The sequence below is a fragment of the Streptococcus sp. k-402 genome (assembly GCF_013277515.1).
In the GTDB taxonomy this organism is placed as follows: Bacteria; Bacillota; Bacilli; order Lactobacillales; family Streptococcaceae; genus Streptococcus.
Map to the genome: position 1 here is coordinate 114903 of NZ_VMNB01000003.1, position 25484 is coordinate 140386.

Annotated in this window: 7 protein-coding genes and 1 pseudogene; 7 read left to right on the forward strand and 1 reads right to left on the reverse strand. The window is 42.0% G+C overall.

What is annotated here, in order from left to right; all coding sequences use genetic code 11:
* Positions 1–223 precede the first annotated feature (223 nt).
* The 5 genes and pseudogenes from HT724_RS01690 (at position 224) to HT724_RS01710 (ending at position 19052) form a co-directional block, all read left to right on the forward strand.
* A complete protein-coding gene (locus tag HT724_RS01690) occupies positions 224–4012 on the forward strand; it encodes a sugar-binding domain-containing protein (protein WP_173276069.1) in 3789 nt (1262 codons plus the stop codon).
* 1 nt (position 4013) lies between these two features.
* Positions 4014–5702 (forward strand): alpha-L-fucosidase, encoded by a 1689-nt coding sequence (locus tag HT724_RS01695; protein WP_173276071.1) that lies wholly within the window; start codon positions 4014–4016, stop codon positions 5700–5702.
* A 100-nt stretch (positions 5703–5802) separates the two neighbouring features.
* Positions 5803–6681 (forward strand): Rpn family recombination-promoting nuclease/putative transposase, encoded by an 879-nt coding sequence (locus tag HT724_RS01700; RefSeq protein ID WP_173276073.1) that lies wholly within the window; start codon positions 5803–5805, stop codon positions 6679–6681.
* Between the two features lie 5 nt (positions 6682–6686).
* Positions 6687–7070 (forward strand): annotated as a pseudogene (locus HT724_RS01705) (flagellar assembly protein H domain protein); the annotation flags it as partial.
* A gap of 723 nt (positions 7071–7793) precedes the next feature.
* Positions 7794–19052, forward strand: a complete 11259-nt coding sequence (locus HT724_RS01710) for a DUF1542 domain-containing protein (RefSeq protein WP_173276075.1) — start codon at positions 7794–7796, stop codon at positions 19050–19052.
* Positions 19053–19165: 113 nt separating this feature from the next.
* Here the strand turns inward: HT724_RS01710 and HT724_RS01715 are convergent, their stop codons facing one another.
* Complete coding sequence (locus HT724_RS01715; protein WP_173276077.1) at positions 19166–21262, reverse strand: GH92 family glycosyl hydrolase; 2097 nt, start codon at positions 21260–21262, stop codon at positions 19166–19168.
* 170 nt (positions 21263–21432) lie between these two features.
* Between HT724_RS01715 and HT724_RS01720 the strand changes: the two genes are divergently transcribed.
* Together HT724_RS01720 and HT724_RS01725 are read left to right on the forward strand one after the other, a co-directional pair.
* Positions 21433–22713, forward strand: coding sequence for a glycoside hydrolase family 125 protein (locus HT724_RS01720; protein WP_173276079.1), 1281 nt, complete (start codon positions 21433–21435; stop codon positions 22711–22713).
* A 91-nt stretch (positions 22714–22804) separates the two neighbouring features.
* A complete protein-coding gene (locus HT724_RS01725; RefSeq protein WP_173276080.1) occupies positions 22805–25450 on the forward strand; it encodes an alpha-mannosidase in 2646 nt (881 codons plus the stop codon).
* Positions 25451–25484: the final 34 nt, after the last annotated feature.

A 25484-nucleotide genomic window follows, 5' to 3' on the forward strand; every position in this document is an offset into this window, starting at 1 on the left:
CTCTCTGGAATGAACATTCAGAGAGGTGTTTTTTGCTCTCTTGTAAGGTTTGACCTTATTTCTTGAAAATGACAGTTTGCTTGAATATGGAGTGATTTTCAGACTTTTCCACAAATTATAGAATCTTTTCTGAGGATTTAGGGAGTGATGGAGGAAGTATTGAAAGCGCTTTTGTTTTGTGCTATAGTCAAGTAAATCGAGTCGTTTAAAGAGGAATGCTTGTATGAGAAGAGAAGAAGTTTTACGAAATCACTGGTTTTTTAGCCAAGAGATGGGGAAGGAAGAGGCCTTGGCGTTGGATTTTCAGAGGGGAAATTGGCAGGCCATTCAAGTGCCACATGACTGGAGTATTTACAATGATTTTGACCAGTATTCGCCAGCGCAAAATGAGGGTGGCCAGTTAAACGGGGGTCAGGCTTGGTATCGGACACAGTTTTACTTGGAAGAAGATGCCAGTCTTGTTTCGGTGCGTTTGCTCTTTGATGGGGTTTACATGAATGCCCAAGTCTATATCAACGGGCAAGTGCTGGGCTATTATCCCAATGGCTATACACCCTTTTCTTATGATATCACCCCTTATCTAAGAAACGATGGGACAGCCAACCAGCTTGCGGTTTTTGTGGAAAATCAGCAACCTAGCAGTCGTTGGTACTCTGGTAGCGGTATTTACCGAGAAGTAAAATTGTTGATGACAGATTCGGTGCATCTGGATTTATATGGGATTAAGATAGCAAGTCCCAAGCTCAAGGAACAAAGAGATGGATGGGTGGAAACTCAGCTTACAAGTAAGGTTTCAAATGACGGACCTCAGTCCGTGTCGGCGTATTTGGAGCAGAGTGTCTGGTATGATGGACAACAGCTGTCAGACTGGCAGGCGACAGACTCTCTAGTGATTGAGTCTGGGGACAAATATTCTTTCCAACAAGCCGTATCAATTTTCCAACCTTTGCTTTGGGATATTGATCACCCTCACCTTTACCAATTGAAGACTCGCCTTTACAAAAATGGCATTTTGGTTGATGAAGAAGAGGAGACCTTTGGTTACCGCTATATGGATTGGCAAGCGGATAAGGGCTTCTTTCTAAATGGTCGCTGGTTGAAGATTCATGGGGTTTGTTTGCACCATGACTACGGAGCGCTGGGAGCTGTGGAAAACAGGTCCGCTGCTGAGAGACGATTGCGCCAGATGAAGGAAATGGGCGTCAATGCTATTCGAATTACCCATAATCCAGCCAGTAGTATTTTGCTGGATCTAGCTACCAAAATGGGCCTACTCATCCAAGAAGAAGCCTTTGATACCTGGTATGGAGGCAAGAAAGAATATGACTATGGTCGGTTTTTTGAGGAAGAAGCGACTCATCCAGAAGCGAAAGCAGGCGATTTCTGGTCAGATTACGATTTGCGTACTATGATTGAGCGTGGCAAGAACAATCCAGCCGTCTTTATGTGGTCCTTGGGAAATGAAGTCAGCGAAGCAAATGGCGATGCTCATTCATTGAAGACTATCAAACGTTTGCTAGGAAGAGTCAAAGAAGTGGATGATAGCCGTTTTGTGACCATGGGAATGGACCAGTTCCGCTTTGGAGATGGATCTGGAGGCCATGAAAAGATTGCTGATTTGTTGGATGTGGTGGGCTTGAATTACTCGGAAGACAATATTGATGGGATTCGCAAAAGACATCCCAAGTGGCGACTTTACGGGTCTGAAACCTCATCGGCTACAAGGACGCGTGACAGCTATTTTCGTCCAGATAAGGAATGGGTTGGGGATAATCGCCGCGTGCGGAATTTTGAACAGTCAGACTATGGCAATGATCGGGTTCCTTGGGGGAAGACAGCGACGGCTTCTTGGATAGCAGATAGAAATCGGCTAGACTATGCGGGTCAGTTTATCTGGACAGGAGTGGACTATATCGGTGAACCGACTCCTTGGCACAATCAAAATGACACGCCTGTAAAGAGTTCCTATTTTGGGATCGTGGATACGGCAGGGACTCCTAAAAATGACTATTATCTCTATCAAAGTCAGTGGTTGGACCTAGATCAGCTTCCCATGGTTCATATCCTGCCCCACTGGAATTGGGAAATCCACAAGAGTTATCAACAAGTTGTGGATAAGTATGGGGGTATCCCTGTTCGAGTGTATTCAAATGCCCGTTCTGTAGAGCTATTTCTAAATGGAAAATCCAAAGGCAGGAAGACTTTTCAGGAAAAATGGACTTCAGATGGTAGAAAATACCAAGAGGGAGAAGGTTATGACCAGCTCTATCTTGAATGGAGTTTGCCCTATCAACCGGGAGAATTGCATGCTGTAGCCTATGACCGTCAAGGTCAGCTTGTGGCAGAAGATAGGGTGGTGACTGCAGGTAAGCCAGCCAAAATCGGATTACATGCCGAGAAAACAAAACTGGAGCCAGATGGGCAAGACCTCCTCTATCTCTATTTTGATGTATTGGACAAGGATGGAAATTGGGTTCCGACTGCTTCCAATCAGCTTCATTTTGAAATTGAAGGCCCTGCTCGCATTGTGGGTGTGGATAATGGCAGGCAGGCCAGTCGTGAACGTTACAAGGCTCAGAAAAATGGTTGTTTTAAGAGGAAAGCCTTTCATGGCAGAGGTGTCCTCTTAGTTCAGAGCTTGGAGCAGGCAGGCCAAGTCAGAGTAAAGGCCAGTGCCAGAGGACTAGAGCCAGCAAGTTTTGATCTCTTAGTGGGAGAGGCTTTTGATTGCCAGCCAGTGAAAAATCAGCGCTTGTTTGAGATTCGAGTGGACAAGCAGGCAGGATTACAAGAAGGGGATTCCCCAGCCATTGGACTTTATCCACAAACTGTGGATAACCCTGTGAACAAAGTGGGGAATAGTGAAGTGATTTGGGAGACGAGTGGTAGTGCCCACGCCATTATTAAGCAGGGAGTGCTTCATTGCTTGTCTGCAGGGGACTTGGTTATTAGTGCTATTTATCAAGGGAAAACCTATCAAACTCATTTGCAGGTTGCAGAAAATACCTCACTAGGGCAGGCAGTTTCTGTACGATCTCTTCGCTTATATACAGATAAGGGTACTTATCCACAGCTGCCATCTTCAGTCTTGGTGGACTATGAGTCTGGTAGTGCAAAAGGAGTCAAGGTTGTTTGGGAGGAGATTCCTGAAGAAGATTTGGCAAGATTTCATGAGTTTACGGTATCTGGCCAGCTAGAGGGACTGGATTTAAAGGCTTCGGCTCAGGTTTGTGTTCAAGGGATTTGCGCTATTGAGCCTGAAAGGGTTTGGACGCTTGTCAAGGAAGCCCCACATTTACCAGACCGAGTCAAGCTAGTCTTATCAGATGGCAGACGAGATACGGCCAAGGTGACTTGGGATGAACTAGATCCTCAAATCTATGCTCAGGTAGGAGAATGTATTCTTACAGGACAGGTAGCGGGCTGTGAATTGCCAGCAACAGTCACCATTCATGTGACAGATGCTAGTGTAGATGGGGAAGTCATTTCCAATCAATGGACAGGGTCCAATCTGCCTCTGGTCTTTGCTTCCCACTCAGAGCCGAATCACCCAGCCTCATATCTCAATGACAAGGTCATTGCTCGGAAGAAATCGACAGCCAATACTTGGATTGCTAAGTCAGATCAAGCCAGCGTGGGTATTCTTTTTGGAGACGCAGGCATTTTGAAACCGCGATTTGTGGATAATGTGACCTTGTATTATGTTGAAAATCAAAACTATGTGGCGGTGAATCCTACCCATATTGATTATTATGTAGGGAATGAGCCTAGCTTGCCTCGGACTCCCAATCATTTGGATAAGGATTCCCTGCTCAAGCAAGAGGAGAATTGGCGCCCTGTATCAGCTGTCCGAAAAGTTTCAAGCGACAAGGATGAAGAGCTTCATTTTGAATTTGATAAGGTAGAGACTTATTCCCTTCGTCTTCGATTTGAAGGATTGGCAAGCCCTCTAGCGTTAACAGAATTGCAAGTACATGCCAAAAAAGTGAAGAAAAGTGTAGATAGGAAATAGTATGGTAAGAGAAATAAAACCGCATGGCCCTTTGCCTAGTCAGGCCCAGCTAGCTTATTTAGAGGATGAACTAGCAGCCTTTATCCATTTTGGCCCCAATACCTTTTATGATCAGGAATGGGGGACAGGTCAGGAGGATCCTGAACGCTTTAATCCGACACAGTTAGACGCGCGTGAGTGGGTTCGCGTACTCAAGGAAACGGGCTTTAAGAAGTTGATTTTGGTGGTCAAGCACCACGACGGCTTTGTCCTCTATCCGACAGCTCACACAGATTATTCGGTCAAGGCCAGTCCTTGGAGGAATGGAGAAGGGGACTTGCTCCTTGAAGTATCCCAAGCTGCCACAGAGTTTGATATGGATATGGGGGTCTACCTATCACCCTGGGATGCCCGCAGTCCTCTCTATCATGTGGAGCGAGAGGCGGACTATAATGCCTATTATCTGGCTCAGCTGCAGGAAATCTTATCAAATCCTGCTTATGGTAATGCAGGAAAATTTGCTGAGGTCTGGATGGATGGTGCCAGAGGAGAGGGTGCTCAAAAGGTCAATTATGAATTTGAAAAATGGTTTGAAACCATTCGTGAACTGCAGGGCGATTGCTTAATTTTTTCAACAGAAGGCACCAGTATACGCTGGATTGGCAATGAACGAGGGTATGCAGGTGATCCCCTGTGGCAAAAGGTGAATCCTGACAAACTAGGAACAGAAGCAGAGCTGGACTATCTTCAGCACGGAGATCCCTCGGGCACGATTTTTTCAATCGGTGAGGCAGATGTTTCTATCCGGCCGGGCTGGTTTTACCATGAGGATCAGGATCCTAAGTCTCTTGAGGAGTTGGTCGAAATCTACTTTCACTCGGTGGGGAGGGGCACACCTCTCTTACTCAATATTCCGCCGAATCAAGATGGGCTCTTTGATGCAAAGGATATTGAACGCCTCTATGAATTTGCGGCCTATCGCAATGAGCTCTATAAAGAAGATTTGGCTCTGGGAGCTAAGGTATCTGGTCCTGCTCTTTCCGTAGACTTTGCCTGTCACCACTTGACAGACGGCCTTGAGACCAGCTCTTGGGCAAGCGACGTAGGCTTGCCAATCCAGTTAGAATTCGACTTAGGGTCACCTAAAACTTTTGATGTCATTGAGTTAAGAGAAGATTTGAAGCTAGGGCAACGAATCGCTGCTTTTCATGTGCAAGTAGAGGTGGACGGCGTCTGGCAGGAATTTGGTAGGGGCTTTACAATTGGTCATAAACGCCTCTTGCGAGGTTCGCTAGTAGAGGCACAGAAGGTGCGCGTGATGATTACAGACTCACAGGATTTACCTGTATTGACCAAGATTTCACTCTATAAAACTCCTAGCTTATCAAAAAAAGAAGTTGTTCAGGGACTAGCATTGGCAGAAAAAAGCCTAGCTGTAGCAAAGGGAGAGACTCTTCATTTTAGGATTGAACGTAGCGAAAGTAATATTCCTTTGGAAGCTAAGATTTCGATTCAACCGGGGACAGGTGTCCATGGTGTCGCCTATCAGGACGATATTCAAGTCCTTCAATTCCAAGCAGGGGAAATCAAAAAAGATTTGACCATACCAACCCTGTATTTTGCTGCTGATAAGACTTTAGATTTTTATCTAAATCTGACTGTTGATGGACAACTGATTGATCAAGCTCATATTTTAGTTGAAACGAGATAAAATATCTTTATAATTCATTTCTTTTCCGAATAAATAGATAGTAGCAGTAAATCTAGCAAACCTAGATTTAAAACTGTGGTATAATAAAAGGAGGAAAAGGATGATTCTAAGACATCCGGGCATTAGCCCAACCAACGACTTGGTTGCTAAGAAGATTTTTAGTAACCCAGAAATCACTTGTCAATTTATTCGCGATATGCTGGATTTACCAGCCAAAAATGTGATCATTTTGGAGGGAAGCAATATTCATGTCTTGCCTTCCCTCCCCTACTCGGCCCAGGATTTCTATACCAGTATAGATGTTTTAGCGGAGTTAGATAATGGAACCCAAGTAATCATTGAAATTCAAGTTCATCATCAGAATTTTTTCATCAATCGCCTATGGGCTTATCTGTGCAGTCAGATCAATCAAAATCTTGAAAAAATTCGCCAACGCGAAGGTGATACTCACCAGAGCTATAAACACATTGCACCAGTCTATGCCATCGCCATTGTGGATAGCAACTACTTCCAAGATGATTCTGCCTTTCACAGTTTTAGTATGCGAGAGGATACGACAGGTGAGGTTTTAACTATTACCAATAACGGACAAGAAAACCATCTGGTCAAGATGGCATTCTTGGAATTAAAAAAATATAGAGAAACCAGCAAGGATAGCGTTCGCAAGCCATGGTTGGAGTTTTTCGGGAACAAGCCCTTTACTCAACAACCTGAGCGAGCTATCAGCCAAGCAGATCAACTGCTAGACTACAAGAGCTGGTCCGAGGAGGACAGGAAGATGTTTAGTCAACTACGTATGCGAGAAGAACAAGCTTTGTTAGCACAGGACTATGCCTTGGAAACAGCTAGGGAGGAAGGGAAATTTTTTGCCTTCCTAGATATGGTTCGTCAAGGTCTTCTGACTTCGGAGGTTGCGAGTCAGCAACTGGGTATGTCAGTCGCGGAGTTTGAAGCGTTGCTGAAAGACCATCATAAATAAGACCTAAAAAATACAGAGAAATCAGCAAAGACGAGGTTCGCAAGCCGTGGTTAGAGTTTTTCGGGAATAAACCCTTTACTCAGGAACCCGAGCGAGCCATCAGCTAAGCAGACCAACTGCTAGACTACAAGAGCTGGTCTGAGGAGGACAGGAAGATGTTTAGTCAACTACGTATGCGAGAAGAACAAGCTTTACTAGCTCATGACTATGCCTTGGAAACAGCTAGGGCAGAAGGTCTTGAACAAGGACGAGCGGAAGGCCTTGAACAGGGACTGGAGCGTGGGAAACTCTTTGCCTTCCTGGATATGGTCCGTCAAGGTCTTCTGACTTCCGAGGTTGCCAGCCAGCAATTAGGTATGACCGTCGCCGAGTTTGAGGAATTACTATAATATAGGAACAGATGACATGTTGCCAAAATGAGGTAGCATGTTTTATTTTAGCTTTAGTTGTTAGTTGCAACAGGCAGACCAGCCAGAGAATGCTAATACTTTTAGGTCGTAATTAGGATGTGGGAGTCAGTCATATTTCTACGGTGAGGCGACTCTGGCGTGTTTAGCCTTTGAATTTTAAGAGAATAGTGCATATGAGAGATAGGGTCTGGTTTTGTCGGGCTCTGCTAGAAAGCTATCAGAGAATCTGGGCATTTAACTGACAGGTTCTCTTTTTTGGAAGAAAAAAAGCTAAAAACCTAAAAATTTTTGTATATTTATTTTACGAATGTTTTGTTTAAAAATAGTAGAATAGTTCCTTTTAGGTATCAAAGTTATCTGCTTTTCAAAATAAAAAGATTTTATCCAAATTCATTTCCGAATTTCAGGTTTTAATACAATATAATAACATGAAGAAAATCAAAATATTTTCCTGATTTTGAAGTTAAAAAATTCATAATTTTGGTTATAAAAACGAACAAATTGTGAAAATTGTCTGAAAATGTTTTTTTTTTTTTGCGAATTTGATAAGCATTTAGTTTGCATATATATCACTTATCATGTACAATGAAGAAGTAAAGTATCACATGCAAAACCTCGTCCATGGCGAGGAATCTTTGCATGTAGATATGGACATAAAAAATATTTTTAAGGAGAACACAATAAGTGGAGAAGAAATCGCCTATGAGTCGTGTTGAACGCTCGCACCGTGAAAAAGTCACACGTTACTCAATCCGTAAATATAGTTTTGGAGCAGCCAGTGTAGCAGTTGCTGCCCTGTTCATGTTCTTGGGAAATGGAGCTGTATCAGCTAATGAGTTAAGCAAACAAGAGACATCTCTAGCAGCTCCAGGGCTAGCCTCTGAACATGAGGGACCACAAGAAGCAGAAAGTGCTTCGGTAGTAGCACCAGCTTCTGATGCCCAATCAACTCCAGCAGCACAACCAGTCGTAGAAGAACCAGCAAAACCAGCTGCACCAGAAGTAACAACTCCAGCTTTGGACAAAAAGCAACTTGAAAACTACATTTCAGAAGTTAAATCAAAACTTTCTGCAGGTACGTATGCTAATAAAACAGAGGAGAGCCTTGCTCTTTTGAATGGTGAATTGGCTTCTGCTGAGTCTGTACTCGCTTCTGCAACTAGTCAAGATGAATTGAACGTAGCTTACAGAAACCTTGTCACTACAGTAAGCTCAAAATTAAAAAACAAACCAAAAGATTCAAAAGACGCTCCGAAAGTAGATACTACTAACGGACAACCAACTGTAGGTAAAAAAGCAGAAAACACTGAGAAAAAATCAGAATCTAACGCAATCGAAAACACAGGTTTAAACGACCCACGTAACGATAAAGAGATTGATAAAGAGAATGCGTTTAGAGCTGAGACGACTGAGACTAAAGGCGACATTAGCTATACTCTGGAATATTCAAATCAATCTAAAAAAGAAATCTACTTATACAATGAAGAAAATGCGGATGTTAGTATTTCTGTAAATTCAACCGCTGGAAATATTGTAAAAGCCTATGTTAAGGGAGGAAGCGGTCAGTATTTAGATAAACGAGATATACATTCGGATCCTAAACCAGAGGAAACAGATGGTTGGGGTTGGACTTATCACTCTGTTTTAACACCAGCTCAAGGACCGGTAACAGTTCGAGTAACAGGGAAACCAAATGATAAGTTCAAAGAACTTCCTGCATATACAAAACAAGAAAACCAAGATGCTGGATTAGGTGCTAGGTTTATGCAAATTTATGATGCAGCAGGAGGAAAGATTGAAGCAGGAGCAGGTACAAACGGAGAGGGTTATTTCAGACTAGTTGTTAAATCTCAAACATACAAATACAGCATTCAACAACCAGAAAATAACGCTAATAAAATTGCTGTTTCAGATATTAACAACTTAACGGAAAATGATATTCAGAAAATTAAAGACCAAATCAAGATTGGATATTCTACAACTAGCCAAGATGCTAGACTAGAATCTAAAAAAGGTACAACTTTAGATAATAGAGCTGAAGTTGTTGAAAACATTGAAGTAAATGGACAAAATATTGTTGTAACCTATAAAGATGGTTCAGTAGACACTACTCCAGTTGCAGATGTGGCACGTACGGATCTGGATCCTGTAGTGGAGTTCCCGTTCTCTGATGAACCTAAACGAGAAATTTATGTGTACGGAGCAGAAGAAAACTCATTCGACATCAAAATTAAAGACGATGCGGATAAGATTAAAAGTGCGACTTTATTACAATGGGGAAGTAATCCGTTTAAACCTGTAGCAGGTGAAACAGATAAAGTCAATACACAATATGGATATACAGCTAATGTTATTTCTTCTGAAACAACAGCCACAGAAGCTAAGCCAGCAGTTATTACATACTCAGGTACCCCAGCTCCAGAAGGGTCATTTACACAAGCTAAATTAGAGGCTGCAACCAAAGGAGAGAACCCTCCAGGCGTAGCTTTAGGATGGCGTTACTTAAAAGTAGTCGATTCTGAAGGAAAAGAATTTGTAGGGTCTGGAAAAGAAACTGCTAATAACATGTCACTTAGAGTTATGCTTAAACCTCAAACTCAAAAATACGACATTCAAACACCAGCAGAAGCTGATAAAGTAGCAGTGGATAATGCATCGGAAGTAACTGAAGCAGAATTTAATAAAATCAAAGAAAAGCTTAAGATTGAGTACTCTAAAAACAATATGGATGCTCGTCTAGCTGATAAAAAAGGTCAAGCTGTAGAAAATCAAGCAGACCGTATCGCAAGCATTAAAAAAGTTGATAACAATCTAGTTGTAACCTATAAAGATGGTTCAACAGATACTAGACCATTGACTGATTTTGCACGTACAAACAATGCTCCAGAAGTGAAAATTCCTTACTCTGTAGACGGTAAAAAAGATGTTTACGTGTATGCGAACGAAGATTTTGAAATTCCTATTAAATTTACAGATGATTCAGGGAAAATAGCATCTGCGACAATTAAACGTGGTGGGAATCAGGATTCGCCAGCTAAAGATGAATCTAATCCTGATGTTTTAGATAATGAGTACAATACAACAGTTGAAAAAATTTCTACTGAAACGGTAGCAACAGCAGAAAATCCTGCTATTGTAAAAATTAAAGGTAATATTTCAAAAGATAACTCTGGAATTGCCGAGAGCAAATTCCCTAAAGAAGCAAATCAAGAACTTAAAATTGTAACTCGTTATGCAACTGCGACAGATACAGATGGTAAAGAAATCCATAATGTTGCTAAAGGTTCTTCATATGCAACTGACCCAGGTTCATTCACTATCAAATTAAAAGCTCAAACAGCAAAATATGACATTAGAGAATTAGCTGATGCTGATAAACCGGTGGTAACAGATATCGCTCATATTCCAGAGGCTGAATTAGCTAAGCTTAAAGAAAGTCTTCCATTAGAATACTCTAAGAAAAATGAAGATAAGAACTTAGAAGACAAAAAAGGAAAAGCAGTCGAAGCAGAAAATGCTAAGAAGGTTGTAAAAGACCTTGTTCAAGACGGTGAAAACTTAGTAGTAACATATAAAGATGGTTCTAAAGACACCATTCCTGTCGATAAAGTTGTGAAATTAGATAAACAACCAGCAATCGAGGAAGTAACTAACCAAGCAGATGCGAAAATTGCAGCTATTAAAGGTAATGATAACTTATCAAAAGCTGAGCAAGATAAAGCTATTGCTGATGTAGAAAAAGATAAAGCAGCAGCATTAGAAAAAATCGCTGATGCTACAAATGCAACAGATGTAACTGCAGGTAAAGATGAAGGTACTGGTGCTGTAGCGAAAGTAAATCCAATCGGTAAAGAAAAAGCTAAAGAAGAAATCGCTAAGACTTTGGAAGCTAAGAAGGAGGCTATTGAGAACAATGATAGCTTAACACAAGCCGAGAAGGAAAAAGCTAAAAAAGATGCTGAAGACAAGGCAGCAGCAGCCCTTGCTGAAATCGAAAAACAACCAGCAACAGCAGAAACAGCAGATGCGGCAACAGCAGCTCAAACTACTGTAAACGATAAACAAGCTGAAGGAACCAAAGAAGTTGCTAAAATCAACCCAATCGGTAAACAAGCAGCATTAGACAAAATCGATGAAGCCTTAAAAGCTAAAGAAGCAGAAATGGATGCCCGCACTGACCTAACAGAGGAAGAAAAGGCAGACGCAAAGGCAGAAGCTAAAAAATTTGCTGATGCTAAGAAAGCTGAAATCAATGCGAAAAATGATAATGCAGAAACGCCTGAAGCAGCTACACGAGAGCAAGGTGAAATCGATACAGCAGGCGATACTGGAAAAACAGAAGTAGAGGGTGTTACCAAACCTGCTGCTAAAAAACCAGAAGCTAAAACAGCGGTAGAAACTACAGCCGCTGCTAAAAAGCAAGAGATTGCTCAAGACGCAGCCTTGACTGAAGAAGCTAGAGCAAAACTTCAAGCTGAGGTAGATGCTGTTAAGAAAGCTTCGGAAGAGGCAATCGATGGTGCTAAGAAAAATGCCGATGTTGATAACGCTAAGAAATCAGCAGAAGCAGCGATTAAAGCCATTAACTCTGCTCGTTTACCAGCGAACAAGGTAATTGCTGAAAATCCATCAGCCTTAAATGAGGATGAACGGAAAAAACTAGAAGATGCTATTAAAGCAGTAAATCCTCCGGGAACTAAGGTAGTTGTTAAGGATGATGGAAGTGCTGAAGTAACCTTACCAGGGAAGCAAGCACCTGAAACATTAAAACAAGAAGATTTAACAAAATCTGAAGCCGATTTAGAAAAAGATGGTGGTGGCAACAACATCAACCGTCCAACGGATAAAGTGATTGTTGGAAATCCTGAAAGTTTGACAGATGCAGATAAAGAAAACATCAAAAAAGCTGTTCGTGAAGTAAACCCTAATGCTGTTGTGACAATTGATGATAATGGTACAGTAACGGTTTCAACACCAGAAGGAAATACAGCAGGATTTACAGCCAAAGAATTGGTGCGTACTTTAGCTGATGCAGCAAATCCTGATTCAGGTAATGCAGGAGTTCGTAAGCCAGCAGATAAAAAAGTTGGACTAGCGACAGACCCGGCAGCACAAGCTGAAGTAACTGAAAAACTGAAAAAATTAAATGGTGGCGACGAAAAAGTTAAAGCTGTTAAATATGACACAGAAGGAAATGCAACAGTAGTTCTTAAAGATGGAACAATTGCGACAATTCCAGCAGGTGACTTATTCAAGACAGAAGAAGACGCTAAGAAAGCAAACGGTGGAGATGACATCAACAAACCGAATGCCCAAACAGTTGTAGAAGATATTGCAGCATTAAGCCCAGAAGAACGTACTAAAGTAAAAGACGTGATTAAGGCAAAAGTTGAAGCAGTAAACCCAGGTGCAGTTGTAGTAGTTGACGACCAAGGAAATGCAGTTGTAACAACACCAGAAGGTAAAACAGCAGTTATTGACGCAGATGATTTAATTAAAAAACCTAATGAAACATCAACTGCCAAAGCTGGTAACAACATCAACAACCCAGCGGACAGAGTACGTGTTGATAACAGTAAGCAATTAACAGACCCTGAACTTGCTAGAATTAAAGCAGCAGTTGAAGCAGTGAACCCAGATGCTACAGTAGTAGTCGATGACCAAGGAAATGCGACTGTAACAACTAAAGATGGTAAAACTGCGACAATTCCAGTGGCAGATTTAGTCAAATCAGATGCTGATAAAGACAATGTAACTGGTGGAAACCAAGTAAACACTCCAGCAGATAGAGTAGTGGTAGAAAATCCAGCTGCATTAACAGAAGATGATAAAAATGCAATTAAAGCTAAAATTCAAGCAGTAAACCCAGGTGCTGACGTAGTATTTGACGAAAAAGGAAATGCAACAGTAACAACACCAGCAGGAAAAACAGCAACAATTCCAGCAAGCGATTTAGTAAAACCTAAAGCTGACTTAGCTGATCCAGCGAAACAAGATGCTGTAAACAAACCAGCAGATAAAGTAGTAGTTGTTCCAGAATTAGAAGCAGCTGATAAAGATTTACCACAAGAAGCTAAAGACGCTATTAAAGCAGCAGTTGAAGCAGTAAATCCAGATTCTACTGTAGTAGTTGATGACAAAGGAAATGCAACAGTAACAACACCAGAAGGTAAAACTGTCGTTATTCCAAAAGCTGACTTAGTGAAGAAAGAAGCTGACAAAGAAACTGCTAAAGCAGGAAACAACATCAACAAACCAGCAGACAAAGTAGTTGCTAATAAAGATGCCTTAACTCCTGAAAATATCGCAGCAATCAAGGCTAAAGTTCAAGCAGTAAATCCAGATGCAACAGTAGTAGTTGATGCAAAAGGAAATACAACAGTAGTTACACCAGACGGTAAGACAGCAACAATTCCAGTAACTGACTTAGTGAAATCTCCAGAAGAAGCTAAAGATGAAAAAGCAGGAAACAACGTCAACAAACCAGCCGATAAAGTAGCAGCAACAAAAGCTGATTTAGCTGATGATGCGAAGAAAGCAGACGTTAAAGCTAAAATCAAAGCGGCTGTAGAAGCAGTGAATCCAGAAGGTTCAAAAGTATTCGTAGACGACCAAGGAAATGCGACTGTAACAACTCCAGATGGTAAAACAGCGACAATCCCTGTTGAAGATCTTATCAAAGATACAACTCAACCAAATGCAGGAAACAAAGTAAACACTCCAGCAACTAAGGTTGTTGTAACAGATCCTGCTAATATCAAGGCTGATGAAGATAAGATTAGAGCAGAAATCCTTAAAGTGAATCCAGGTGCAACAGTTGTATTTGACGAAAAAGGAAACGCAACAGTAACAACGAAAGATGGAGCTGTGGCAACAATTCCAGCATCTGATTTAGCAAAAGATGCAGCTGACTTAAGGAACCCAGACAAGCAAGATGCAGTTAAGAAACCAGCAGATAAAACACTTGTTAAGAAAGCAGGTAAATTAACTCCAGCTGAAAAAGATGCAATCAAAGCAGAAATCGCTAAGGTAAATAGAGATCCGAAGACAACTATCGTAGTTGATGACGAAGGAAATGCAACAGTAACAACTCCAGAAGGAAAAACTGTAGTAATCGCCAAAGAAGACTTAGTGAAATCTCCACAAGAAGTTGATGGTGCAAAAGCAGGAAATAACATCAACAAGCCAGCGGATAAAGTAGCAGCAGCGGCGGCAGATTTAGTTGGACCGAATAAAGATGAAGTTAAAGCTAAAATCCAAAAAGCGGTTGAAGCAGTAAACCCAGGTGCTACTGTCTTTGTTGATGACCAAGGAAACGCAACAGTAACGACTCCAGAAGGAAACACAGCAACGATTTCTGTAGATGATTTATTGAAAGATCCAGCAGTTAAAGAAACTCCATCAGCAGGAAACAAAGTAAACACTCCAGCAGAAAGAACAGTAGTAGCAAATCCAGCTGAATTAACTGATGCTGAAAAAGCTAAGATTACTGCAGCGATTCAAGCGGTAAACCCTGAAGGGACTAAAGTCGTATTTGACGAAGCAGGAAACGCAACAGTAACAGTACCAAATCAAGACGGTACTACAGCTACAGCGACAATCCCTGTAAGTGACTTAGTGAAATCAAATGCTAAAGAAGACTTGGAAAATGCAGCGAAACAAGATGCGGTTAAGAAACCTATCGATCAAACAGTAGTTGCTGATAAAGATGCATTAACTAAAGCAGATTTAGACGCTATTAAAGCTAAGGTTCAAGAAGTTAACCCAGATGCAACTGTAGTAGTTGATGCAAAAGGAAACGCAACAGTAACAACACCAGCAGGAAAAACAGCAGTAATTCCAGCGGATGATTTAGTGAAAACTGATGATGAAGTATTAAGCGATCCAAAAGCAGGTAACGTTATTAACAAACCAGCAGATCGAGTGTTTGTTAAAGATGGACAAATCACGGATGATGTTAAAGCGAAAATCGCTGCTAAAGTTCAACGTATAAATCCAGGAGCAACAGTATTCGTAGATGAAAATGGAAATGCGACAGTAACAACACCAGAAGGTAAAACTGCAACAATTCCAGTAGCTGATTTAACGAAGACTGACGCTGATAAAGCTAAAGTGAATGCAGGAAATAAAATCAATTCACCAGCAGACAGAGTGTTAGTGAAAGATAGAGATAAATTAACAGCGGAAGATATTCAAGAAATTGAGAAAAACATCTTAGAAGTTAACCCAGGAGCAACAGTAGTATTTGACGCAAAAGGAAATGCGACTGTTAAGAATGCAAATGGAGACATCGCAACAATCCCTGTAGAAGCTTTAGCGAAACCAAAAGCAGATCTATTAAAACCTGAGAAACAAGATTTAATTAAGAAACCTGTTGATAAGGTATTAGTAACAGATCCAGCTAACGTGGATAAAGAAGCTATTAAGAAAGCTGTTGAGGAAGTGAACCCAGGTTCAACGGTTGTTGTTGATGACAATGGAAATGCAACGATAACTACAGAAGATGGTAGAAGCTTTGTAATTCCAGCAAAAGATTTAGTGAAAACTCCAGAAGAATCTAAAAATGCAAAAGCAGGAAACAACATTAACAAACCAGCTGATAAAGTAGTAGTAGCTGATCCAACTAAACCATTATCTCCAGAAGAGAAAAAAGCGATTGAAGCTAAGATTAAAGAAGTAAATCCAGATGCAAAAGCGATCTTCGTAGATGATAAAGGAAATGCAACGGTAACTATAGAAGATAAAGATGGTAATACGGAAACAGCAACAATTCCAGCGGCAGATTTAGTAACAAGTCCAGAAGAAGCTAAACAACCAAATGCAGGAAACAAAGTTAACACACCAGCAGATAAAGTAGTTGTAAGCGATCCAGATCATTTATCAGACCAAGATAAAGCTAAGATTACAGAAGCAATCAAAGCAGTAAATCCAGAAGCTAAGGTGGCATTTGACGATAAAGGAAATGCAACGGTAACAACTAAAGATGGAGAAGTTGCAACAATTCCAGCTACTGATTTAGTGAAAACAGCAGAAGAAGCAGCTAAACCAAATGCAGGAAACAATGTCAATACACCAGCTGATAAAGTAGCGGTTGATTCTACTAAACCATTAACGGAAGATGAGAAAAAAGCAATCGCAGCTAAAGTAGCAGAAGTTAACCCGGGTGCAACTGTAGCAGTAGATGACAAAGGAAACGCAACAGTAACAGTGAATGGTAAGACAGCGGTCATTCCAGCGGCGGCATTAACTAAGACAGCAGATTCAGCTAAAGAACCAAACGCAGGAAACGACGTAGTTAAACCAGCTGACAAGACAGTTGTAGAAGATCCAGAATCATTAACAAAAGATGAGCAAGATGCAATCGCAGCTAAAGTTAAATCTGTGAATCCAGAAGCTAAAACTGTAGTTGTTGATGACCAAGGAAATGCAACAGTAACAACTAAAGATGGTAAGACAGTGGTTATCCCAGCGAAAGATTTAGTGAAAACAGCAGCAGAAGCCGCTAAGCCAAACGCAGGAAACGATGTCAACACACCAGCAGATAAGACAGTCTTGGATCCAAATGACTTAGAAGCATCTAAGAAAGCAATCGAAGACAAGGTTAAAGCTGTAAATCCAGGAGCAACTGTAGTTGTAGATGACCAAGGAAACGCAACAGTAACAACTAAAGATGGTAAAGTAGCAGTCATTCCAGCATCAGACTTAACTAAGACAGCAGATTCAGCTAAAGAGCCAAACGCAGGAAACGACGTAGTTAAACCAGCCGATAAGACTGTGGTAGCAAATCCAGAATCGTTAACAAAAGACGAAAAAGATGCAATTGCAGCTAAAGTTAAAGCAGTAAATCCAGATGCGACTGTAGTAGTAGACGACCAAGGAAATGCAACAGTTACACCTAAAGATGGAAAACCAGTTGTAATTCCAGCATCAGACTTAACTAAGACAGCATCAGACGCAGCTAAACCAAACGCAGGAAACGACATCGTTAAACCAGCAGATAAGACTGTAGTAGCAAATCCAGACTCATTAACAAAAGACGAAAAAGATGCAATTGTTGCTAAAGTTAAAGCAGTAAATCCAGGTGCTGAAGTTGTAGTGGACGACCAAGGAAACGCAACAGTAACAGTAAATGGTAAGACAGCGGTCATTCCAGCGGCAGACTTAACGAAGAATGCAGATGCAGAAAAGGCACCAAAAGCAGGAAATGACATTGTTAAACCAGCTTCTAAGACAAAAGTTGCAAATCCAGACTCATTAACAAAAGATGAGAAAGAAGCAATTGCAGCTAAAGTAGCAGCCGTCAATCCAGGTTCAACTGTAGTAGTAGACGACCAAGGAAATGCAACAGTAACTCTTCCAAACGGAAATACAGCAGTTATCCCAGCATCAGATTTAACAAAATCTGAAAAAGATGCAAATGCTAAAGACAATGCAGTTACACCAGCCTCTAAGACAAAAGTCGCAAATCCAAATGCCTTAACTGAAGCTGAGAAGAAAGCCATCGAAGACAAAGTTAAAGCAGCAAATCCAGGCGCAACTGTAGTAGTAGACGACAAAGGAAATGCAACAGTAGTGAAAGATGGTAATGTTTCAGTTATCCCATCAACAGACTTAGTTAAAGTAGAAGACGATGCTAATAAAGCTAATGGTGGTAACGATGCGAACACACCAGCAGCTAAGACTGTAGTAGCAGATTCAACTAAACTTACAGACAAAGAGAAAGAAGCTGTTAAGAAAGCTGTTGAAGCAGTCAACCCAGATTCAACTGTAGTCGTAGACGATAAAGGAGACGCAACAGTAACCAAAGGTGACGGAACAGTTCTTAACATCCCAGCTTCAGACTTAGTCATCCCAGCAGAAAAATTAGCTGACGAAGCTAAGAACGCTAAAGTGAAAACACCAGCTATCCGTACATTAGTTGGAAATAAAGAAAACTTAACAAAAGACGAAAAAGACGCTGTTAAGAAAGCAATTGAAGCAGTTAACCCAGGTGCAACTGTAGTAGTAGACGATAAAGGAAACGCAACAGTAACAATGCCAGACGGTTCTACAGCAACAATTTCTAAAGAACAACTAGTGAAGAATGCAGAAGAAGCGAAAGCTAAAAACGGTGGTAATAATCTTGATTTCGACTTGAGTAAAGTAACGGTAGCAAACCTTGCTAATATTACTCCTAAAGAAAAAGAGAAATTCCAATTCATGGTTTTAGATCTTATTAACTCTAAAGATGAATTTGATCTTGATGCCTTCTTGAAAGAAACAGATGCACAAGGAAATACAGTTTATACTTCAAAAGATTCTAACGTAACAATTACAATCGATAAAGATGGTAATATGAAAGTTACTAAAGATGGTAAGACTGATTTAGTGGTTAACATTGACGAAGAAGGAAATGTAACGATTGTTACAAAAGAAGGTCAAGTATTAGCAATTCCAAGAGATGATGCATTCAAACAACGTCCTTATGTACCATCAAATGGTGGAGGTAATAACGGAGCTACTAACACTGACGCAAAAGCAGATAAAGCGAAGTTGGAAGGTGCTATCCATCAATTAGATGAATTGTTCATCCAAGAATCGGCTAAGCTTGATGCAGAAACTGCAAAAGAAGCGAATGACTTATTAGCAGACGCTAAGAAAGTATTTGCTAATGCAGACGCAACTCAAGCAGAAGTGGATGCAATGGTTAAACGTATCGAAGACTTTATGGCGAAAGTTGCTCCATCAACTGACCCTACAAGCCCAGCTAAGGACCAAGCTGCTCAAACATCAGATGTAACTCCAGCTACTGCTCAAGCAGCAAATGCCAACCAAGCAGCAACAAACGCGCGTAAAGCAACTAAAGAATTGCCAAATACAGGTACAGCAGATTCTACTGTAGCTATGGTAGCCGCTGCCGCAAGTGCCTTACTTGGTCTTGGTCTTGCAGGCCGTCGTCGTAAAGAAGACGAAGAAGCTTAATTGGTAGATTGTTTGATAAACATCAAATAATAAATCCGATTTTCAAAGCTTAAATAAGTACCTCTCATAAGAAAATCTCCTAGCAGGAAAGTCTGCTAGGAGATTTTTGTATTTCAGGAAGTGGACGGATGACTTGGCAACCAGCTGAGGGTGAAGGTCAGTTGCTCAGCTTTCAAGAGGTCTCGGTGTTGAATGCTAGATACGGGCACCTTATCCAGTCGGCACTCTTTGACAAAGTTAAAATGGCTGTGGTTTTGCTCAGTATGAATATCTAGCCATTTATTTTCTTTAGCTAGGTAGATACGGAGGTGGTCAAAGAGAGGAATTCCGAGGTCATAGCTTGGTTTGCCTGGACAGGTCGGATAAAATCCGAGGGCCGACCAGATGTACCAGGCCGAGAGACTACCATTGTCTTCATCGCCAGGATAGGCTTGCCAGCTTGGGTGAAAAGCTTTCTGACGGAGCGTCTTGATAAGAAGGGCAGTGTAGTCAGGGTAGTTGCTGTAACGGAAGAGATAAGGAATGTGGAAGCTCGGCTGGTTGGAAATGGCGAGTTGCCCAAAAGGAGCAGTAGCCATCTCGCTCATTTCGTGAATCTCGTAACCATAGCCTATTGTCTCAAAGAGGGGAGCCTCCTGACAGGTTTTCAAAAGATAGTTGCTGAAGGCTTCTTTTCCACCCATAAGTTGGCTTAAGTCTGGGATGTCGTGGAGAACGCCTAAAGTTGCTTGGATGGCTGAACATTCGGCATAATCACGTCCCCAACTATAAGGAGAGAAGTCAGGGCGGAAGTTGCCTCGATTGTCTCGCGCTCGCATATAACCTGTCTCAGCATCAAATAGATGGCGGTAATTTTGTGACGCAGTTCTATAAGTTTCTGCGATGTTTGTTTTTCCGAGTTTTTCGGCACAGCTGGCGATACAAAAGTCACTATAGGCATAGTCTAGAGTATGGCTGACGCTTTCGTGGTGGTCAGTAGAGAGGTAGCCTAGTTCTTGGTATTGGGTTAGTCCGTGGCGACCATTGATGCCGAGAGGGTCAGATTTGCTGGCTGTTTCAAGCATGGCTTGGAGGAGTTCTGCTTCCAAGTCGGGAGCCATGTTCTTGCAGGCGCTATCTGCGATAATGCCATCTAGCAGGGTACCTGGCATCATGCCACGTTCATCTGGGGCCAGCCATTTTGGAAGGAATCCAGTATCGCGGTAGCTATTGAGAAAACCTTCTAAAAAGAGACGATAGTGTTCCGGTATGACAAGGGCAAAGAGGGGGAATGTGGTACGGAAGGTATCCCAGAAACCATTGTTGCTAAAGAGGACACCGGGCTTGACAGAACCAGTAGCCAGATCTATGTGGCTGGCTTGCCCTGATTCATTAACCTCATAAAAAGTCTGTGGGAAGAGGAAGAGTCTGTAAAGGCAGTGATCAAAGAAGGTTCGGTCAGCCTCTCCTGTCTCGATAACGTCAAAACGATGGAGGAGATTTTCCCAGTTCGCTTGTGCATTTTCTTTACAGCTATCAAAGTTCTTTTGAGGTAGATTAAGCAGTGCTTGAGAAGGGGAGATGAAAGAAGTGCCTAGTTGAATCTCTGCATGGCTATCTTCCAGGTCAATTCGCCAGTCTCCCCCTTCTTGGCTGACAGCAAGAATATCCGTATTCATTTGCATGGCAGTGAATAGTTTTAGCGGATTTTTGTTAGTCTCAGTTTTTCCTTCTTGTCGCAGGGCGAGAGTTCGCTTATCTACTTGTTCTACTGTCAGTTCATCTGCTGCGTGAAGATAGAGGGAGAGGGCTTTGCCTTGCTTTTGCTTCAAACGAATAGAAGCACCGTAGCAAGTCGGTGTAAGCTGGCTTTCAATCTGATAGCGCAGGGAGAAAATTTTCAGATAATGAGGTTGGAAAGAGGCCTTATCTATGTCATAGGAAGATTGGCGGTGAAAGAGGCTGTCTCCACCCAGTTGACCGGTGACAGGTGTCAGAAGGAGCCAAGAGTAGTCCCCAATCCAAGGACTTGGTTGATGGGTCAATCGAATCCCCTGAAAGATAGGCAGATGTGGATCAAAAAACCAAGAGCTCTCCTGGTCACTGGTCTGGGGCACAAAGTAATTCATCCCAAAAGGAAGGCCTGTGTATGGCAGGGTATTTCCCCGAGAAAAGGCATGCTTGCTGGCAGTTCCAAAGCGGGTATCGATGCTTTCAAGTAGTGGTTTCATAGTCTTTCCTTTAGCTGTTTTTCTACATTATATCAGAAAAATAGGGCCTTTAGAAAAGGAGTTTCAAAGATAACTATTTTGTAGAAAAATGACTATCATTTGTGTATGTATTTTCTGTCTCAAAAGCTATATACTGAAAATGAAACTTGTTTGAAAGAGGATACTGCACGATGATTTATTCAAAAGAAATTGTTAGAGAATGGCTAGATAAAGTGGCAGAGCGGGCTAAGGACCATCCAGAGTGGGTGGATGTCTTTGAGCGTTGCTACACCGACACCTTGGACAATACGGTTGCAATTCTAGAAGATGGTTCAACCTTTGTACTCACTGGTGATATTCCTGCTATGTGGCTTCGAGATTCGACAGCCCAACTCAGACCCTACCTGCATGTGGCTAAAAGAGATTCCCTCCTGCGTCAGACCATTGCAGGTTTGGTCAAACGTCAGATGACCTTGGTACTCAAGGATCCTTATGCCAATTCCTTTAACATTGAGGAAAACTGGAAGGGGCACCATGAGACTGACCATACCGACCTTAACGGCTGGATTTGGGAACGCAAGTACGAGGTAGACTCGCTTTGCTATCCTTTGCAGTTGGCTTATCTCCTCTGGAAAGAGACTGGCGAGATTAGCCAGTTTGATGAGACTTTTGTCGCAGCGACTAAGGAAATTCTCCATCTTTGGACGGTGGAACAAGACCACAAGAACTCTCCTTATCGTTTTGTCCGAGATACGGACCGCAAGGAAGATACCTTGGTAAATGATGGCTTTGGCCCTGATTTTGCAGTGACAGGCATGACTTGGTCAGCTTTTCGTCCGAGCGATGACTGCTGCCAGTATAGTTACTTGATTCCGTCAAATATGTTTGCTGTAGTAGTCTTGGGTTATGTGCAAGAAATCTTTGCAGCATTAAACCTAGCTGATAGCCAGAGAATTATTGCTGATGCCAAGCGCCTCCAGTCTGAAATCCAAGAAGGAATTGAAAACTACGCCTACACAAGCAACAGCAAGGGCGAAAAGATTTATGCCTTTGAAGTGGATGGTCTAGGAAATGCCAGCATCATGGATGATCCAAACGTACCAAGTTTGTTGGCTGCACCTTATCTGGGCTACTGTTCGGTCGATGATGAAGTTTATCAAGCAACTCGTCGTACCATTCTGAGCCCTGAAAATCCATACTTCTACCAAGGAGAATACGCTAGCGGTCTCGGAAGTTCTCATACCTTCTATCGCTATATCTGGCCCATCGCCCTTTCTATCCAAGGATTGACAACAAGTGATAAGGCAGAGAAGAAATTCTTGCTGGATCAGCTGGTTGCTTGTGATGGAGGTACAGGTGTCATGCACGAAAGCTTCCACGTGGACGACCCAACTCTCTATTCTCGTGAATGGTTCTCTTGGGCCAACATGATGTTCTGTGAATTGGTCTTGGATTACTTGGATATTCGCTAAGGAGCACGCTTTAGCGCAACTGATTCTTGGAAAGAATCACAAATTTACATTTAAAACGTTAAAATTTAAATTTAGAATGAGGTTTTACTTCATGGAAAATGTTGTTGTACATATTATCTCACATAGTCACTGGGATCGTGAGTGGTACTTGCCTTTTGAAAGCCACCGTATGCAGTTGGTGGAATTGTTTGACAATCTTTTTGATCTCTTTGAAAATGATCCTGAGTTCAAGAGTTTCCATTTAGATGGACAAACTATTGTCCTTGATGACTACTTGGAGATTCGTCCTGAAAATCGCGACAAAGTCCAACGGTACATTGACAAAGGAAAATTGAAAATTGGTCCTTTTTACATCTTGCAAGATGACTACTTGATTTCAAGTGAAGCCAATGTCCGTAATACATTGATTGGTCAAGCAGAATGTGCAAAATGGGGCAAATCAACCCAGATTGGTTACTTCCCAGATACCTTTGGAAATATGGGGCAAGCACCTCAAATCCTTCAAAAATCAGGGATTCACGTAGCAGCCTTTGGGCGTGGTGTGAAGCCGATTGGATTTGACAACCAAGTCCTCGAAGATGAGCAGTTTACTTCCCAGTTTTCAGAAATGTACTGGCAGGGTGCGGACGGAAGTCGTGTCCTCGGTATCCTCTTTGCCAACTGGTACAGTAATGGGAATGAAATTCCAGTTGATAAAGATGAGGCCTTGACCTTCTGGAAACAAAAATTGTCAGATGTGCGTGCCTATGCTTCGACCAACCAATGGTTGATGATGAACGGATGTGACCACCAGCCTGTGCAGAAAAATCTGAGCGAAGCTATTCGTGTGGCAAATGAACTCTTCCCAGATGTAACCTTTGTTCATAGTTCTTTTGATGAATATGTTCAAGCCGTGGGAAGTGCCCTACCAGAGCAATTATCAACGGTTACAGGTGAATTGACCAGTCAGGAAACAGATGGTTGGTACACACTTGCCAACACTTCTTCATCCCGTATTTACCTCAAACAAGCCTTCCAAGAAAACAGTAATTTGCTGGAGCAAGTTGTAGAACCCTTGACGATTATCACTGGTGGTCATAACCACAAGGACCAGTTGACCTATGCTTGGAAAACTCTTTTGCAGAACGCGCCCCATGATAGCATCTGTGGCTGTAGCGTGGACGAAGTTCACCGAGAGATGGAAACTCGTTTTGCCAAGGTCAACCAAGTAGGAAACTTTGTTAAGAGCAATCTTCTTAACGAATGGAAGGGTAAAATCGCTACGTCTAAGGCTCAAAGTGATTATCTCTTTACTGTCATTAACACAGGTTTGCATGATAAGGTTGATACTGTCAGCACAGTGATTGATGTTGCGACTTGTGATTTCAAGGAATTGCACCCAACAGAAGGATACAAGAAGATGGCTGCTCTTATCTTGCCAAGCTACCGTGTGGAGGACTTGGATGGGCGTCCTGTAGAGGCTAAAATCGAAGACCTCGGAGCTAATTTTGAGTACGATTTACCAAAAGATAAGTTCCGCCAAGCTCGTATTGCTCGTCAAGTGCGCGTGACCATTCCAGTTCACCTAGCGCCACTTTCTTGGACAACTTTCCAATTGCTGGAAGGAGAACAAGAACACCGTGAGGGTATTTACCAAAACGGAGTGATTGATACACCATTCGTAACGGTGAGTGTGGATGACAACATCACAGTTTATGACAAGACAACTCACGAAGCCTACGAAGATTTTATCCGCTTTGAAGATCGTGGGGACATCGGAAACGAGTATATCTATTTCCAACCAAAAGGAACAGAGCCAATCTATGCAGAATTAAAGGGCTACGAGGTCTTGGAAAACACAGCTCGCTACGCTAAGATTTTGCTCAAACATGAATTGACCGTGCCTGTCAGTGCAGATGAAAAGCTAGAAGAAGAGCAAAAAGGCATCATCGAGTTTATGAAGCGTGAAGCTGGACGTTCAGAAGAATTGACAAGCATTCCTCTTGAAACTGAGATGACTATCTTCGTTGATAATCCACAAATCCGTTGCAAGACTCGCTTTACCAACACTGCCAAAGATCATCGTATCCGTCTCTTGGTCAAGACTCACAACATGCGTCCAAGCAATGATTCTGAAAGCATCTATGAGGTGGTGACACGACCAAACAAACCAGCTGCTTCATGGGAAAATCCTGAAAATCCTCAACACCAACAAGCCTTTGTTAGTCTGTATGACGATGAAAAAGGTGTGACTGTATCCAACAAGGGATTGAATGAATACGAAATCCTTGGAGACGACACCATTGCAGTGACTATTTTGCGTGCATCAGGTGAGCTAGGTGACTGGGGCTACTTCCCAACACCAGAAGCACAATGCTTACGTGAGTTTGAAGTTGAGTTTGCGCTTGAGTGCCACCAAGCCCAAGAACGCTTCTCAGCCTATCGTCGTGCTAAAGCCTTGCAGACACCGTTTACCAGCCTTCAGCTTGCTAAACAAGAAGGAAGCGTGGCTGCGACTGGTAGCCTCTTGAGTCATGCGGCCCTCAGCTTACCGCAAATCTGTCCAACAGCCTTTAAGGTAGCTGAAAATGAAGAAGGCTATGTCCTTCGTTACTACAATATGTGTAGTGAAAATGTATGTGTACCGGAAAGTCAACATCTCTTCCTTGACCTACTTGAACGACCATATCCAGTTCATTCAGGACTATTGGCTCCACAAGAAATTCGTACAGAATTGATTAAAAAAGAAGAAATCTAATTTCAAAAAGTAAACATAAAAAGAAAGGAGGGGC